This is a genomic window from Streptomyces sp. TN58, assembly GCF_001941845.1.
Classification (GTDB): Bacteria; Actinomycetota; Actinomycetes; order Streptomycetales; family Streptomycetaceae; genus Streptomyces.
The window spans coordinates 2549249-2565122 of record NZ_CP018870.1; the positions used below are offsets into that span (position 1 = coordinate 2549249).

The following is a 15874-nucleotide window of genomic DNA, read 5'->3' on the forward strand; positions in this document are numbered from 1 at the left end:
CGGGACCGGACGGGGGGTCGGACGCGGAGGGGAGCGGGGAAGCGGACACGGAGGCGGCGGAAGCGGAGGCACGGTCGGTGGAGACAGGGTCGGCAGTGATGGACCGGGACGGCGTCGACCGTGCCCTGGCCCGGCTGGGCGCGGAGCACGAGGCCGTCGAGACCTCGCTGCTCGCCCTCCAGGACCACGCGGGGCGCCGACTGCTGGAAGGCGCCGAGCTGACCGGGCTCACCAAGGAGCGGTGGGTGGCGGCCGAGGCGGACATCACCCGCCTGTGGCGGTACTTCGACGCCTACAGCGGCGCGCTGGCCGCCGCCCGGGAGATCCGGGAGCGGCGCCGCTGGCCCCACCGCGAGGACCTGGTCGAGCTGACCGAGCGGCTGCGCGGGCCCGGCGTGCTGATCGCCGGTGCCGCCGCGGAGGGCGCCGCGCTCGCCGAACGGCTCTCCCTCGCCGAGCTCGTGACCCGGATGAACGACCTCTACGCGCGTTCCCTGGACGTGGTGGTCGCGGCCGACGCCGTGTGGTCGGCGCTGCCCGCCCGGATCGACCTGCTCGCCGCGGAACTGCACCGCACCCGTTCGCTGGCCCACTCCGTGGGGGTGCGGCCGGGCGAGCACCCCTCGGGCGACGACCTGGAGTACATCACCGCCGAGCTCGCGGAGCTGCGTACCCAGGTGATCGCGGACCCGCTGGCCTTCTGGCGGCCCGCCGCGGGGAGTTCAGCGCCCGGCGGCGGCCGCCCGGACACCGACCGCTACGACCGGGCCGCGCTCGCGCTGGAGGACGTACGCCGGGAGGTCGAGGCGGTCCTGGCCGTGCGGCAGGACGCCGAGCAGCGGCTGATCAGCCTGCGCGACGTGCTCTCGCGGGCCGACCGGACGCTGGCGGAGGCGCGGACGGCGCGCGGCGAGGTGCTGGCGAAGATCGCCGCGTCCGAGGTGCCCGTGGTCAGCGGCCCCCCGACGGTGTTGCAGGAGCAGCTCGCGGCGGCGGCCGAACACCGTCGCCACGCCCGCTGGCACCGGCTGTCCCCGCTGCTGGAATCCCTGGAGGAGCGGGCCGAGGAGGAACTGCGCAGGGCCCGTGAGTCGTTGACCGCGGTGACGGCGCCGCTGGCCGTGCGGGCCGAGCTGCGCGGGCGGCTGGACGCCTACAAGGCGAAGGTGGCCCGGCACGGGCTGGCTGAGGACCCCCTGCTGATCGAGAGGTACGACGTGGCCCGGCGGATGCTGTGGAGCGCGCCCTGCGACCTGCGGGCGGCCGAACAGGCCGTCCTGCGCTACCAGCAGGCGGCCGCCGAATCGCTGGTGCCGCGGCACCGGCCCGAGCAGACGATCCGGCCCGAGGGGCCGGGGACGGAGGACGCATGAGCATGATCGGAGCAGTGTGCGTTCGCCCCGGCTGCCCGGGATCGTACGAGGACATGGGCGGCGGCGAGCTGTACTGCGACACCTGCGGCCTGGCCCCGGTCGGCTCGATCGCGGCGGGCGCGGAGGAGCTGGTGTCACCGCCGACGGGGATGACGAGCGCGGCCCGCGGCTCGCTGGGGTCGGGCGGCTCCCACGGGTCCTACGGGTCGCACGGGTCGCAGGGGTCCCACGGCTCGGCGCGTTCCGCGGCGTCGGCGCGCTCCTCCCGCTCCTCCTCGTCCCGCCGTTCGGTGTCGGGGCGGCTTTCGCGGTCGCTCAGGGGGCAGGCCTCCACGCGTTCGGTGTCGGTGCGCAGTTCGGGCTCGGCCGCCTCCTCCTCGGGGCGCGGCAGGCTGGGCGCCGGCCTGGTCAACGTGCCGGAAGTGCCGCGTCCGGACCCTTCGACGGCGGTCCTGGAGAATCCGGAGGTGCCGGAGCGCAAGCGGTTCTGCTCGCGCTCGGACTGCGGAGCCCCGGTGGGCCGGGCCCGCGGTGACCGTCCCGGCCGGACGGAAGGGTTCTGCACCAAGTGCGGGCACCCGTACTCCTTCGTGCCCAAGCTGCGCGCCGGTGAAGTGGTGCGCGGCCAGTACGAGGTCGCGGGCTGCCTCGCGCACGGCGGTCTGGGCTGGGTGTACCTGGCGGTGGACCGGGCGGTCGCGGACCGGTGGGTGGTCCTCAAGGGCCTGCTGGACACCGGGGACCAGGACGCGATGGAGGCCGCGATCTCGGAGCGGCGCTTCCTCGCGGAGATCGAGCACTCCAACATCGTGCGGATCTACAACTTCGTGGAGCACCTGGACCAGCGGACCGGTTCGCTGGACGGGTACATCGTCATGGAGTACGTCGGCGGCAAGTCGCTGAAGGAGATCGCGAACGAGCGGCGGCGCCCGGACGGCCGGCGTGACCCGCTGCCGGTGGAGCAGGCGTGCGCGTACGGCATCGAGGCGCTGGAGGCGCTGGGCCACCTGCACAGCCGGAACCTGCTGTACTGCGACTTCAAGGTCGACAACGCGATCCAGCAGCAGGACCAGCTGAAGCTGATCGACATGGGTGCGGTGCGGCGGATGGACGACGAGGAGTCGGCCATCTACGGCACGGTGGGCTACCAGGCCCCGGAGGTCGCGGAGATGGGGCCGTCGGTGGCCTCGGACCTCTACACGGTGGCGCGGACGCTGGCGGTCCTGACGTTCGACTTCCAGGGCTACACGAACGTGTTCGTGGATTCGCTCCCGGATCCGGAGCACATCGAGGTGTTCCGGCGGTACGAGTCCTTCTACCGGCTGCTGGTACGGGCGACCGACCCGGATCCGGGGCGGCGGTTCGCCTCGGCGCAGGAGATGGCCGACCAGCTGACGGGTGTGCTGCGGGAGGTGGTCGCGCTGCAGACGGGCCGGCCGCGGCCGCAGCTGTCCACCCTCTTCGGGCCGGAACTGCGGGTACCGGACACCCTGCTGTTCCCCGGCACGGACACGGTGGACACGGTCGTCTCCCGCCTGGGCCACCGCCCGTCCGCCTCCCGGCCGCTCGCCTCCCGGCGGGGTGGCGGACTCCTGGGCCTCCTCGGCCGCGGCCCGGTCGCGGGCGGAGCCGGGCTTCCCGGCCCGGCTGGGGCGGGCGCCGGGGTTGCGGCCCCGGCCGCCCGGCAGGTCCACACCCCGCCTGGCGGCGTCAGCTTGCCCGGCCCGACCGCGGGCGGCGGCGCATCCGCACCGGCGGGACCCGGTGGGCCGGCACACGGTCCCGCCGCCGGCGCGGCCGGCGGGTCCGGCGGCACGCCGGGCGGGTGGCACCACGCGTCCGGCGGAAGCACCCCGCCCGGCGGCGCGGCCGCACCGGCGGGACCCGCCGCGTCGAGCGGTCCGTCGGGCACCTGGCATCCCGCGACAACCCCTCCCGCACCGGGCGCGGGCACCCCGCCGAGCGGCGGGGCCCCGCTCGCGGGCGGCGGCCCGTCCGGCGCGGCCGGGATCGGGAGCACGGCCACGCATGTGGCGGCGGCTTCCGTGCCCGGCGCCCGGCAGGCTCCCGCGGCCGGGCCGGGCCCGGCGGCATCACCGCCCGCCCCCGCCCCCGCGGCCACCCCCGCGGGAGCGACCGTCACGACGCTCGACGCCCGCGACACCGCGCTGGCGCTGCCCGTCCCGCTCGTGGACGCCGCAGACCCCAACGCCGGTTTCCTGACCGGTCTGCTGGCCTCCGCGCCCGCGGACCTGCTCGGCGCACTGGCCGCCGCGCCCGCCGACTCGGCCGAGTTGCGGCTGCGGGAGCTACGCGCCCGCCTGGAGCTGGGTGAACTCACCGCTGCCGGGGACGCCTTGGCCGAGTTGGAGGCCCGCCACCCGGACGACTGGCGTGTCGTGTGGGCCCGCGGCATCGCCTCGCTGGCCACCGGTGACGACGAGACGGCGGCGCTGTCCTTCGACGCGGTCTACGACGCCTTCCCGGGCGAGCCCGCGCCGAAGCTGGCCCTCGGGCTGTGCGCGGAGGTGCTGGGCCAGTTGGACAACGCCGCCGAGTACTACCGCCTGGTCTGGATCACCGATCCGGGGTTCGTCAGCGCGGCCTTCGGGCTGGCGCGGGTGCAACTGGCCGCCGGCGACCGGGACGGAGCCGTGCTCACGCTGGAATCCGTACCGGAGGCGTCCATCCACTACACCGCCGCGCGGGTGGCGGCCGTACGCGCACGTCTGCGCGACCGGTCACCGGACGAGCCGCTGCTGGCCGATCTTTCGGCGGCGGCCGACCAGGTGGAGGCGCTGCGGCGGTTCGGGCTGGACCCGGAACGGCAGGAGTCGCTGGCGACGGAGGTTCTGGGCTCGGCCCTGGACTGGGTACTGTCGGGTGGCCGGGGTGCCGACCCCGGCCGCACCTCGCTGCTCGGCTGTCAACTGGACGAGCGGGGCCTGCGCTTCGGACTGGAGCGCTCGTACCGCGTCCTCGCCCGGCTGGCACGGCGTGGCGAGGAGAGGATCGAACTGGTGGAGCGGGCCAACCGTTTCCGTCCCCGGACGTGGGTGTGATTGATGTCGATGCATCGGCTGTCGGGCTGCCCCAGCTGCGCGGAACCCCTCGAAGAGGGTGACCGTTTCTGCGGCCTCTGCGGCTACGCCCTGACCTCCTCTCCCCCGGCCGCGTCCACGGACCACCCGACCCTTCCCATCCCACCGGCGCCACCGGCGCCCTCCGCCCCGCCGGCGCCCTCCGCCCCGCCGGCGCCGTCCGCGCCGGCCGCCCCCGCGGGCGGGTACGGGGTCCCGGCCCCGGCCGGGCAGCCCGCCCCCGGGTGGGGCAGTGTGGCCGCCGCCGCGCCGACCCTGGTGGGTGACCCGGCCGACTGGGCCACCGCCCCGCCGCAGCCGCGGCCGGAGCGTGGACCGGAACAGCAGCCCGAGCCGGAGCACCGGCCGAGCCCGGCCGGAGCCTCGTACCCGGGCGCCGGCCACGAGAACCCGTACGGCAGCGGGGAGGGCTCGGCGGACGGCCCCGAGACCCGCCACGACCGCCCCGGCGGCGACCCCGCCGGCGGCCACCCCGGGGCACCCGGCGAGGCGGCGCCGCCGTGGAGCACGGGCGAAGCCGCTCACGAGGCCCCGCGCGAGAACCCGTACGACAGCGGGTACGACGGCCCGTCGCCGTCCGGCGCGGCACCGTCCGGCGCGGCGCCGGCCGGCGGGAAGACGTGCGTGGCCTGCCGGGCCGGGCATGTCGACACCGACGGGTACTGCGAGCACTGCGGGCACGCGCAGCCCCGCGAGCGCGACCACGTCGAGGAGGAGCTCGGCAGCGTCGCCGCCGTCAGCGACCGGGGACTGCGCCACCACCGCAACGAGGACTCGTTCGCCGTGTCGGCCACCGCCCTGCCCGACGGCTCCGCCGCCACCGTGGCCATCGTGTGCGACGGGGTCTCCTCCGCGAGCCGTCCCGACGACGCGGCGGCCGCCGCGGCGGCCGCCGCGAACGAGGCGCTGCTGGAGGCGCTGCCCCGGGGGGCGCACCCCCAGGAGGCCATGCACGAGGCGATCCTGGCCGCCGCCGCCGCGGTCGACGCGCTGGCCCCTGAGGTTCCCGGCGCGCAGAACGCGCCCGCCTGCACGCTGGTCGGCGCCGTCGTCAGCGGCGGCCTGCTCACCATCGGCTGGGTCGGCGACAGCCGCGCCTACTGGGTGCCCGACGACCGTGCCGCGCTGCCCCGCCGCCTCACCGAGGACGACTCGTGGGCAGCGCAGATGGTCGCGGCCGGCCTGATGGGCGAGGCGGAGGCCTACGCGGACGTCCGCGCGCACGCAATCACCGGCTGGCTCGGGGCCGACGCGTACGAGCTCGAACCGCACACCGCGATCTTCAAGCCGGACCACCCCGGGGTGGTCGTGGTCTGCACCGACGGCCTGTGGAACTACGCCGAGTCCGCGCGGGAGATGGCCCAGGTCCTGCCCGCCGACGCGGCGGTCCGCCCGCTGCACAGCGCGCAGGTGCTCCTGGGGCACGCCCTCGACGGCGGCGGGCACGACAACATCACCGTGGCGGTCGTGCCGTTCGCCACGCAGACCGGAGGGGGTCCGGGAGCGGCGCCGGAGCCCGGACCGGCGGCAGCACCGGAACCGGAAGTGGAAGCGCGCCCGCAGGTCTGACCCGCCTGCCCGAGCCCTCTAGGAGTCCAGCCGATGGCGAATTTCGCCAAGCCGAGCGCCCCGCGCTTCAGCGTGGACGTGTACCAGAACGAGTTCCTTCCCGAAGGCGGGCGGGACGTCCACGCCATCGTCACCGTCACCGCCACGGGCGGCGGCAGCTTCACCCGCGGGACACCCGCCGACGGCACGCCCGCCGACGGCACGGCCGCCGTCGTGATCATGGTCGACTGCTCCGGCTCCATGGAGTACCCGCCGGAGAAGATGCGCGGCGCCCGCGAGGCCACGGCGGCGGCGATCGACACCCTGCGCGACGGCACGGCCTTCGCCGTGGTCGCCGGCACGCACGTGGCCAAGGAGGTCTATCCCGGCCAGGGCCGCCTCGCCGTCGCCGACCCCGCCACCCGCGCCCAGGCCAAGGAGGCCCTGCGCGGCCTCGGTGCCGGCGGCGGCACCGCCATCGGCACCTGGCTGAGGCTGGCCGACGGCCTGCTGCGCGGTTCCACCGCCGCCATCCGGCACGGCATCCTGCTGACCGACGGACGCAACGAGCACGAGGAGCCGGCCGTCCTGCGCGCCACCCTCGACGCCTGCGCGGGCCGCTTCACCTGCGACGCGCGCGGTGTGGGGACCGACTGGGAGGTGAAGGAGGTCACCGGCATCGCGAGCGCCCTGCTCGGCTCCGCCGACATCGTGGCCGACCCGGCCCACCTCACGGAGGACTTCACGCTCATGATGGAGAAGGCCATGGGCAAGGAGGTCGCGGACGTGTCGCTGCGCCTGTGGACCCCGGTGGGCGTGGAGATCCAGTACGTGAAGCAGGTCGCTCCCACCGTCCAGGACCTGACGGCCCGCCGCACCGACACGAGCCCGCGCGCCGGTGACTATCCGACGGGGTCGTGGGGTGACGAGTCCCGCGAGTACCACGTGTGCGTCCGCGTCCCAGGGGCGGCCGTCGGCCAGGAGATGCTCGCCTCCCGCGTCACCCTCGTCCGCCCGGCGGCGGGCGGCGAGCCCGAGACGGTACTGGCGCAGGGCCTGGTGCGCGCGGTGTGGACGAACGACCTGGCCGCCTCCACCGCGATCAACCCGCAGGTCGCCCACTACACGGGGCAGGCGGAGCTGGCGCAGGCTATCCAGCAGGGCCTCGAAGCCCGCAAAATGGGCGATGTCGACGGCGCTACGGCCAAACTCGGACGGGCCGTGCAACTGGCGAGCGCCTCCGGCAACGCCGACACGGCGCGGCTCCTGTCGAAGGTGGTGGATGTGGTGGACGCGGTGGCAGGTACTGTGCGGCTCAAAGCGAAGGTTGCCGACGCCGACGAGATGACACTCGAAACACGTTCGACGCAGACCGTCCGAGTGAAGAAGTTCTGAGAGCCTCCCGCTGTGACGCGGGGAGAAGAAGGGGGAAGAGCCGCCATGCCGACCTGCCCGAACGGGCACCAGTCCGCCTCCGACGACTGGTGCGAGGTCTGCGGCCACCGCATGGGTACCCCTGAGGGTCCCCCCGCGGTGCCTTCCTACGGCTACGGCTTCCCCCCGACCGCCGGTGAACCGACCGCCCAGGCCGAGCTGTGCCCGCAGTGCCGGACCCCGCGCGAGGCCATGGCCCCGTTCTGCGAGGAGTGCCGGTACAACTTCCTGACCCGTTCCGCGACCCCGTACGCGTCCCCGGCCACGGACCCGGGTCCGCCGGCGCAGCCCGGCCCCGGGGCCGGTACCGGCGCGGGTCCGGGTGCGGGTGTGGGTCCGGGTGCGGGTGTGGGTCCGGGTGTGGGTCCGGGTGCCCCCGCCGGGCCCCGTCCCGGCAGCCCGCCCCCGCCGCCCGTGCCCGCGCCGGGGACGTACGCGCAGGACCATTTCGAGTACCAGGGCTCCCGGCCGTCCCGGGTCAACCGGCCGGCCGAGCCGCTGCAGCGCGAGGACGACTGGATGCTGTCGCCGCCCGCGCACGAGCCCCCGCCGGCGTACCAGCAGGCTCCGCAGCCCCCGCAGCCCCAGTACCAGCAGCAGCCCCCGCCGCCGCCCCAGCGGCAGGAGTACCAGCAGGAGTACCGGCAGCAGCCCCAGACCCCGCCGTACCAGCCCCTGCCGCCGCAGGGCGGCTCCTGGACCGCGACGATCGGCCCGGACCGCTCGTACTTCATGGCGATGATGCAGCGCAGCGGCCCCGAGGCGACCGGGCTCAACCTGCCCGCGTACTCCCCGGAGCAGCACCTCCCGCTGTCCGGCGGCCAGATCACCATCGGCCGCCGCCGCGCCTCCACGGGCGAGTCCCCGGACATCGACCTGTCGGTGCCCCCGGAGGACCCGGGCGTCTCCCACCAGCACGCGGTACTGGTACAGCAGCCCGACATGAGCTGGGCGGTGGTGGACCAGAACTCCACCAACGGCACCACCATCAACGGCGGCGAGGACCCCATCCAGCCCTACGTCCCGGTCCCGCTCGCCGACGGCGACCGCGTCCACGTGGGCGCCTGGACCACGATCACCATCCGCCGCGGCTGATCAGGTCTCCCGGTGCACGATCGCCGGGCCCCGAGGGGTCCGGCGATCCCTGCCGTATCGCCAGATGGGCGCACGAGGCGCGCCCACTACCCTGAACGCGTGCAGCGCCTTGTCCTCTTCGACCTCGACGACACGCTCATCGATCGGCGTCGGGCGCTCGACGCGAGCGTGGCCCGCTTCGCCTCACGCCACGGCCTCACGCCGGACGGCCATGCGCAGGTGCTCGCGCGGCTTGGGCAACGGGCCTCGGTCTCCGACTTCGCGGTGATCCGCGAGCTTCACGGGCTGGCAGTCCCGGCGCAGGAGCTGTGGCATGACTACCTGTCGGACATGGCTGCCCTCGCCCGCTGTACGGCCGGCGTGCTGGACGGCCTGGACGAGCTGAAGGGGCGCGGCTGGCGCGTCGGCATCGCGACGAACGGCTCCGCCGACATCCAGCGGGCCAAGCTCGGCGCCACCGGCATCGCCCGCCGCGTCCACGCGGTGTGTGTCTCCTCCGAAGTGGGCGTCCGCAAGCCCGACCCGCGGCTGTTCTCCGCCGCCGCCGAACTCTGTGGTGCCGACCCGGGAGACGGGGGCTGGATGGTGGGCGACGACGCTGCCAAGGACATCGCGGGCGGCCGCGCGGCCGGACTCGCCACCTTGTGGGTCGGCGATCCCCGCCGCTGGCCGACACCCCTGCCCGCCCCCGACCGGACGGCACCCACCGCGCTCCGGGCCATCCGACTGCTCTTGGACCTGACCGCCTGAGGAGGCCTCTGTGACACGGCACGGCACCACGGTGGGGCTTCTGCACCCAGGCAGCATGGGGGCCGCTTTCGGCAGCCGGCTGACCGCTCGCGGGATCACGGTCCTGTGGTGTCCGGACGGCCGCAGCGAAGCCTCCGGGGAGCGTGCCCGACACGCCGGCCTGAAGGCCGCCGCGCTGCCCAGCCTGCTCGATCACGCGGACGTCCTGCTGTCCCTCTGCCCACCGGCCGCAGCCACGGAGGTCGCCGCCCTGGTGGCCTCGCACGGCTTCGCGGAGCGGACATACGTCGAGGCGAACGCGATCTCCCCCGAGCGGGTCGGACTCATCGCCGCACTCCTCCCCGGCGCCGAGACGATCGATGCCTCGGTGGTCGGCTCACCCCCCGTGGGGGGCAAGACGGCGACGCTCTACCTGGCGGGGGAACAGACCCGTACGGAAGCCGTCGAGCGTCTCTTCGCGGGAACGGACATCCATACGCACAGCCTGGGTACGGAAGTGGGAGCGGCCTCCGCGCTCAAGCTCGCCTACTCCAGCTACCAGAAGGCGTCCCGAGTGCTCGCCGCCCTCTCCTACGGTGCCGCCCAGGCCCACGGTGTGGGTGATGAGCTGCTGGCCATCGCCGCGAAGCGAACAGGCAGCTATCTCACCGAGACCGGTTACATCCCCAAGACGGCTGCCCGCGCCTGGCGCTGGGGTCCCGAGCTCGCCGACGCCGCGGCTCTCCTGTCCGACGCCGGGCTCCCCGACGAACTGATGCTCGCCGCGGCCGCGACCCTGGAACGCTGGGACGCGGCGCGCGACACCCGGCTCAGCGTCGAGGAGGCCCTGAAACTGCTGCGCCGGGACCCGGAGGAAGGGTGACGCGGCCGTCCCGCCCGGAGCGGTCAGCGCACCAGTTTGCGGATGACGATGCCCACGGTCAGGGTCGTGAAGAGCAGTCCGCCACCCGCGCAGCACACCGCGAGGGCCGTCCAGGCATGGGTTTTCAGCTCCGAAGGGGCACCCATGCCGACGTTCAGCCACAGCGCACAGGCCAGGACGAGCGCCCTCCCGGCACCCACCACGTCGAGGAGGCCACCCCCTTGTGGGCCGCGTGCGGCTCCGGAGAGGTGTAGGAGGGCTGCCGTGGTGAGCATGGCGGCGCCCAGGGTCCGTGCCGGGTTCCGTGCCCGCACTCCCCATCCGAGGACACCGCCGAGCAGAGCTCGACCCGCGAGGCGTGACAGCAGCGGTCGCTCGGCCGCCTCCCGCTGCCGGGTGAAGTAGTAAAGCTGGTCGCCCTCGGACATCCGTCTGCGTCGGGTCAGCGTGGAGCGCACCGCCTCCAGGGCACCCGGACTGACCCGGGTGAAGACGCGGTCCATGAATCCGGTGACCTGTTCGTCGTTCCGGAAGACCACGTCGCCGAGGTCGACCTCCTGCACACTGCTCGTTCCCGCGAGGCGGAACCGGGCCGGCCCGGCGGGCACGGCGAGAGCCCTCACGGTCGTGTCGGCGAGTTCCACCACCACCGGGGACACCTCGTCGGCGCTGGCGGTGAGGCTGGAGATGACGGAGGAACGGAAGACCAGCTCCGCGGTACCTGTACCGCCAGTCGCGGGGGTCGCCGCGGCCCCTGCCTCGACCGGCCGGCGCTGCGCGGGCACGGTCGCCTCATGGCGAAGTCCCCGTACCTCCACGGGGCCTCGCACCTCGCTGTCGAGCAGTGCGCTCGCCTCGCCGGGTACGACCATTCCGTTGATACGCAGGCCGTCGCGGCAGCGCACCCCCGTGCCTCGGAAGGGGGCGTCCACACGCACCCGGCGCAGCAGCAGCGCGGAAACGTCCACCTCGTCGAGTCTGAGCGAGGCCAACCAGAGATCGTCGAGGGTGATGGTCTCGCTGACGATCATCCTTTCCAAGGACACTTCGGGCCTGCGCTGCCGGCCGACGGCAGCCTGGCTGCGAAGGGCCACGGTCGCGGCCCGCAGACGCCTGAGCTGGACGGGACCCCGCATCGCCGCGATCGTCACCGAGTCGGAGACGCGTACGCCCTCGAAGCGTGTGGGTCCGCAGGAATGGACGTCCAGGCTCTCCAGGGTGGATTCGCTGACATCCACCCCCGTGTTGCGCGGAGTGTTGCGGATGATCAGCCGGCCGATCCGGGAGTTGCTGACCAGGACCGCGTCGGCGGTGCAGTGGTCGACGACGAGCTCTTCGACGACGCACGACCGCACGGTGAGGGCACCCGCGACGTTCACCCGGTGCAGCGCCAGCCGACCAGCGGTCAGCGAATCCAGGACCAGGGGCTCGTCGATGTCACTCTGCCGCAGGGTGAGGTCGCGATCCCGGCCTGCCGATGATTCCAGGTCCGCCACACGCGCCAGCGCTTCGAGCGTCCTGACGGTCGCCACAGGTCTTCCTCCCCCACCAAGTCCTACGGAAACGGCGCCCGGCGGCGCGCTGCCCGGTTCACTCCGCGTCGCAGGCCCCGCCCCGCAGAAGGGCGGCCAGGCTGCCGGGCCGGGCAGGCCGACGGCCGTCTTCCGCATGGGCCTTCGCCACGACGGCGGCAGTCGCCGACGGGCTGCTGTGATCGGTCCGTATCAGAAGGTGAAACGGCTCCTCGTCCTCGGGCACGGCCTGCAGGTCCGCCAGTGCCTCGTCCCAGGCGGCGAGCCGGTCCGCGGTGTCCCGGTCGCCCCTCTCCTGAGATCGCCGTTCACACACTTCACGGGGGACCCACAGGAGTACGCACAGCCACGGCTCCCGCACGGCGGCGTTGAAGATCCGGAGGTGGTCGACACTTCCCAAGTGCACGACCGGGACACGGCCCGCGCCGGTCATCGCGTCCATGTCGTCGCGATCGATCGCGTAGGTGTTCCCGTATCTGGTGGTCTCCAGAACAACACGGCCGGCGGCGCGCAGAGCGTCCAGCTCCGCGTGTCCGGCCATGCGATAGCCGGTGGTCCGCCCGGCGCCCACCTTGATCTTGGTCAGCTGGCCGTACCGGTCGTCGAGACGGGTCAGCGCAGCACTGACAGTGTCCTTGCCCGCTGCCGGAGGGCCGAACAGCACCACACCCCCGAAGCCGTCAGCGCCTCGTTCCCGCATGCTCATCCCAGACTCTCGCTGTAGCGGACGGACAGGGCGGCGGCCACCGATTCGACCTGCTCTGCGAGCGGGGTCATCGCCGTGATCCGGTTGTCGACGAGGTGGAAGTCCCCGACCGGACGCCGTTCCAGGGAGATCGCGCCGAGGTACTGCCTCCAGTTCGCGAGCTTCCATGTGTCCCTTGCCGCGTTGCGGGAGGTCAGCCGCTCGCGCATCGACGACGCGTCACTGTCCACCCACACCACTTCCAGCCCGGCGCCCAGGCGTGCGCAATGGCGACGCGTACGGGCAGCCCACTGCTCGTCGACGACCTCGGCGAGGAAGGGCGCCACGGCGACGACCGGCACCCCGCACTCCAGGTTCTCCCAGCAGGCCTTCATCAGGGACTCGTACTCCAGCGGGCGCACGGTCCCGGTGTAGACGCTGCTCTGCCTGTCGTCGGGATCGCCGTTGAGGTGGGTCAGGAGCGACTCGGTCAGCGGCCTCGTCAAGGTGTCCTTGTCGAGCAGCGGCCAGCCCGTAGCCTGCGACATCATCTTTCCGGCCTCGGATTTTCCGGAACCGGCGTAACCGGCGACGAGGACGAGGGCGACCCCGTGCTCGGACTGCTCCGAACCGATGTTCAACGATGCCCCCCGGACGTGACACGACCCTGCCTTCTCGGGAACTCTAGCGCCAACTGATCAACTTTGTGCCGGAGTTCGAACGGGCGTGGACGCGGGCATCCTCGGACGTCCTGCCGTGGGACCCCCATCCGCCGCGGCTGATCACTGCTGCCCCAGGGGCCAGACGTAGGGTCCCTGGGGGTCGTCCAGCCAGGACCACTGGCCCTCCGGGCCGACCGAGACGCCGAAGCGTTCGCGGCCCGGGCGGCCCTCGCTGCGCCACAGGTCCAGGGCCTCGCGGGGGTGCAGGACCCCGGCGGTCAGTACGAGCATGAACTGGAAGCGCTCGTTCTCGACCAGCTCGTACGGGAGCCCGCGCACCATGGCCATCCGGTCGGGCGGCGGTACGGCCGTGGCACCGCGCAGCGGGACGAAGTAGGCCGGGGTGTGCAGGAAGCGGCCCTCCGCGAAGTCGGCGTCCCGGACCGTGAGGGCGATCAGCCCGGTCGACAGCGGGGCGAGGATCCGCGCCCCCGGCCGGCACTGGCCGAGCCAGGTGTGCGGGACCAGCGGCAGGGTGCAGGTCACCAGGATCCGGTCGAAGGGGGCGCGGGCGGGGCAGCCGCGGGCGCCGTCGCCGGTGACCACGGTCGGGTGGTAGCCGAGGCGTGCCAGGTGGGCCCGGGCGGACTCGGTGATCTCCTCGTCCAGGTCCACGGTGGTGACGTGCTCGTCGCCGAGGCGGTGGCTGAGCAGGGCCGCGTTGTAGCCGGTGCCCGCGCCGATCTCCAGGACGTCGTCGCCGTCGCGCACGTCGAGGGCGGCCAGCATCTTCGCCATCAGGGAAGGCTGGCTGCTGGAGGAGACCAGCCGGCCGTCGCGCAGCCTGGTCGCGAGCGGGGCGTCGGCGTACACGCCGCGCAGCCAGCGGGCCCGCTGCGCGGGGTCGGGGTCCTCCGCCCAGAGCCGTTCGTGGCCGGCGCCGCGGTCGGTCCAGAAGTACGGGACGAAGACGTGCCGGGGCACGGCCGCGAAGGCTGCCCGCCAGCGCGGGTCGTCCAGTACGCCGGCCGCGGTCAGCTCCCGCACCTGGGCGGCGTGCGCGGTCTCCCGCAGGTCCCGCGTCTCGGTCCCTGCCGTGTCTGCGCCGTGTGCGGTGTGTGCGCCCATGCCTCCACTGTCCTGCGCCCGGCCGTCAGGTGCGACGTGAAGGGCCCCCGGGCGGTACCGGGCGTCTGAGACGATGGTCGGGTGAATGAGATTCCGCGGGGCAGCCTTCAGGAGCAGACCTTCTACGAGCAGGTGGGCGGCGAGGACACCTTCCGCCGCCTCGTGCGGCGCTTCTACCAGGGCGTCGCGGAGGACCCGCTGCTGCGCCCGATGTACCCGGAGGAGGACCTCGGTCCCGCCGAGGAGCGGTTCGCGCTCTTCCTGATGCAGTACTGGGGCGGTCCCACCACCTACAGCCAGCACCGCGGCCACCCGCGCCTGCGGATGCGGCACGCGCCGTTCCGGGTGGACTCGGCGGCTCACGACGCCTGGCTGAAGCACATGCGGGTGGCGCTGGACGAGCTGGGGCTGGCCCCGGAGCACGAGGCGCAGCTGTGGAAGTACCTGACGTACGCCGCCGCGTCGATGATCAACACGGCGGGCTGAAGTCCGTACGGTCCCCCCGGCCCGCGGGCCGGGGGCACCGTGCCCGTCAGACCGGGCTGACCTGGAAGGCGCCGAGGCCGCCGGTGGCGCCGGGGCGGCGGGTGGCGACGGAGCCGTACGGGGTGCGCAGCCGCAGCCAGCTCCCGGCGGCGAGCAGCGCCACCGGGTCGGGGGCGCTGCCGGGCGCGGGGGCGGGGGCGGGCACGGCGGCCCGCACCGGCCGCAGGAAGCCCAGCGACTGGGCGGCGTGCGCGGCACGCAGCGGCAGCTCGGTGTCGCCGAGGGTGCGGGACCAGATCTCGCGGCCGATGCGGTCGCGCTCGGAGCGGGTCCGGTGCTGTGCGGGCAGCGCCGCGTCCCGTGCCCGGAACTCGGCGACGGCCCCGGCCAGGAGCTGTGCGATCACCTCGGGGCCGGGCAGCCCGGGCAGTTGCCGCCAGCCGCCGCGGGGCGGGAGTACGCCGGTCCACGGCGGGCCGGTGACCGGCCCGGGCACGGTGGCCTCGGCCGAGGCCTCGTCCACGGACTCCAGCAGCTCGCCGGCGGAGACGGTCACGTCCAGCGGCGTCGCCACGGGGACGGCGAGCCGGACGGTGCGGATGGCGAGCACCTCGAAGGAGGGCGGCCGTCCGAACACGCCGAGCGCGCCGCCGCCCGCCTGGAGGCGGACGGCGGCGGCCCGGTCGTAGTGCACCAGCCGGCCCAGGAAGGCGGCGAGGTCCGCCGCCTCCCCAGTGTCGGCGAAGCGCAACTGCTCACTCATGCGGCGATGGCCTCGGAGCGCGGCTCGTCGAGGTACTCCTCCAGGAAGTGCCTCTCCTCGGCCGTGATACGGCGCGGCCGGCCCGCGGCGAGGTTGTAGGGCACGACCACGGTCTCCGCGCGCACGTAGACCGTCTCCGGCCTGTCCTCGGTGGCCTCGTCCTTGACCTCGTAGCGGATGGTCAGGGAAGCGGCGCCTATCCGGGTCACCCAGGACTCGATCAGGACGGGCTCGTGACGGTGCACGAGGGGCAGCTTGTAGTCGATCTCGTGGCGGGCCACGACGGATCCGCCCGTGAAGGACTCGCTGCCCTCGCCCGGCGCGAGGCGGAACATGAAGTCGATCCGCGCCTCCTCCAGGTAGCGGAGGAAGACGACGTTGTTGACGTGCCCGAAGGCGTCCATGTCCGCCCAGCGCAGCGGGCAGCGGTATTGGTGTCTGGCCATGGCCGTGAC

Annotated in this window: 14 protein-coding genes; 8 read left to right on the top strand and 6 right to left on the bottom strand. The window is 74.0% G+C overall.

The genetic code is table 11. From position 1 onward, the window contains the following. Positions 1-98 precede the first annotated feature (98 nt). The 7 genes from BSL84_RS11625 (at position 99) to BSL84_RS11660 (ending at position 10163) form a co-directional block, all read left to right on the top strand. Positions 99-1373 (top strand): hypothetical protein, encoded by a 1275-nt coding sequence (locus BSL84_RS11625; protein ID WP_075970296.1) that lies wholly within the window; start codon positions 99-101, stop codon positions 1371-1373. After that, on the top strand, positions 1370-4435 hold the full coding sequence (locus BSL84_RS11630; protein ID WP_079273170.1) for a serine/threonine-protein kinase: 3066 nt from the start codon (positions 1370-1372) through the stop codon (positions 4433-4435). Before BSL84_RS11625 ends, BSL84_RS11630 begins: the two co-directional genes overlap by 4 nt. Positions 4436-4438: 3 nt before the next feature. Continuing rightward, positions 4439-6043, top strand: coding sequence for a protein phosphatase 2C domain-containing protein (locus BSL84_RS11640; protein WP_234363445.1), 1605 nt, complete (start codon positions 4439-4441; stop codon positions 6041-6043). Between the two features lie 33 nt (positions 6044-6076). Beyond that, complete coding sequence (locus tag BSL84_RS11645) at positions 6077-7417, top strand: VWA domain-containing protein (RefSeq protein ID WP_045322843.1); 1341 nt, start codon at positions 6077-6079, stop codon at positions 7415-7417. Positions 7418-7462: 45 nt separating this feature from the next. Next, complete coding sequence (locus BSL84_RS11650) at positions 7463-8551, top strand: FHA domain-containing protein (RefSeq protein ID WP_075970300.1); 1089 nt, start codon at positions 7463-7465, stop codon at positions 8549-8551. A 99-nt stretch (positions 8552-8650) separates the two neighbouring features. Beyond that, on the top strand, positions 8651-9301 hold the full coding sequence (locus BSL84_RS11655; RefSeq protein WP_075970301.1) for an HAD family hydrolase: 651 nt from the start codon (positions 8651-8653) through the stop codon (positions 9299-9301). A 55-nt stretch (positions 9302-9356) separates the two neighbouring features. Then, positions 9357-10163 carry an NAD(P)-dependent oxidoreductase gene (locus BSL84_RS11660; RefSeq protein ID WP_075972053.1) on the top strand — a complete coding sequence of 269 codons (807 nt, stop codon included), beginning with the start codon at positions 9357-9359 and terminating at the stop codon, positions 10161-10163. Positions 10164-10186: 23 nt separating this feature from the next. Here the strand turns inward: BSL84_RS11660 and BSL84_RS11665 are convergent, their stop codons facing one another. The 4 genes from BSL84_RS11665 to BSL84_RS11680 all read right to left on the bottom strand — a co-directional run bounded on the left by BSL84_RS11665 (position 10187) and on the right by BSL84_RS11680 (position 14170). Then, the gene (locus BSL84_RS11665) at positions 10187-11695 is read right to left on the bottom strand and encodes a hypothetical protein (RefSeq protein WP_030029022.1); all 1509 of its coding nucleotides are present in this window, start codon (positions 11693-11695) and stop codon (positions 10187-10189) included. 58 nt (positions 11696-11753) lie between these two features. Then, positions 11754-12362, bottom strand: a complete 609-nt coding sequence (locus BSL84_RS11670) for a guanylate kinase (protein ID WP_234363446.1) — start codon at positions 12360-12362, stop codon at positions 11754-11756. 35 nt (positions 12363-12397) lie between these two features. Then, the gene (locus tag BSL84_RS11675) at positions 12398-13021 is read right to left on the bottom strand and encodes an AAA family ATPase (RefSeq protein WP_030029024.1); all 624 of its coding nucleotides are present in this window, start codon (positions 13019-13021) and stop codon (positions 12398-12400) included. 141 nt (positions 13022-13162) lie between these two features. Continuing rightward, positions 13163-14170, bottom strand: coding sequence for a methyltransferase domain-containing protein (locus BSL84_RS11680; RefSeq protein WP_078849095.1), 1008 nt, complete (start codon positions 14168-14170; stop codon positions 13163-13165). A gap of 81 nt (positions 14171-14251) precedes the next feature. Between BSL84_RS11680 and BSL84_RS11685 the strand changes: the two genes are divergently transcribed. After that, a complete protein-coding gene (locus tag BSL84_RS11685; RefSeq protein ID WP_030029026.1) occupies positions 14252-14656 on the top strand; it encodes a globin in 405 nt (134 codons plus the stop codon). Between the two features lie 46 nt (positions 14657-14702). On the opposite strand, the gene BSL84_RS11690 is transcribed toward BSL84_RS11685, so the two are convergent. Together BSL84_RS11690 and BSL84_RS11695 are read right to left on the bottom strand one after the other, a co-directional pair. Then, positions 14703-15419: a hypothetical protein gene (locus BSL84_RS11690; protein ID WP_045322845.1), complete on the bottom strand. Its 717-nt coding sequence runs from the start codon at positions 15417-15419 to the stop codon at positions 14703-14705. Continuing rightward, on the bottom strand, positions 15416-15865 hold the full coding sequence (locus BSL84_RS11695) for an acyl-CoA thioesterase (RefSeq protein ID WP_030031525.1): 450 nt from the start codon (positions 15863-15865) through the stop codon (positions 15416-15418). Before BSL84_RS11695 ends, BSL84_RS11690 begins: the two co-directional genes overlap by 4 nt. Positions 15866-15874: the final 9 nt, after the last annotated feature.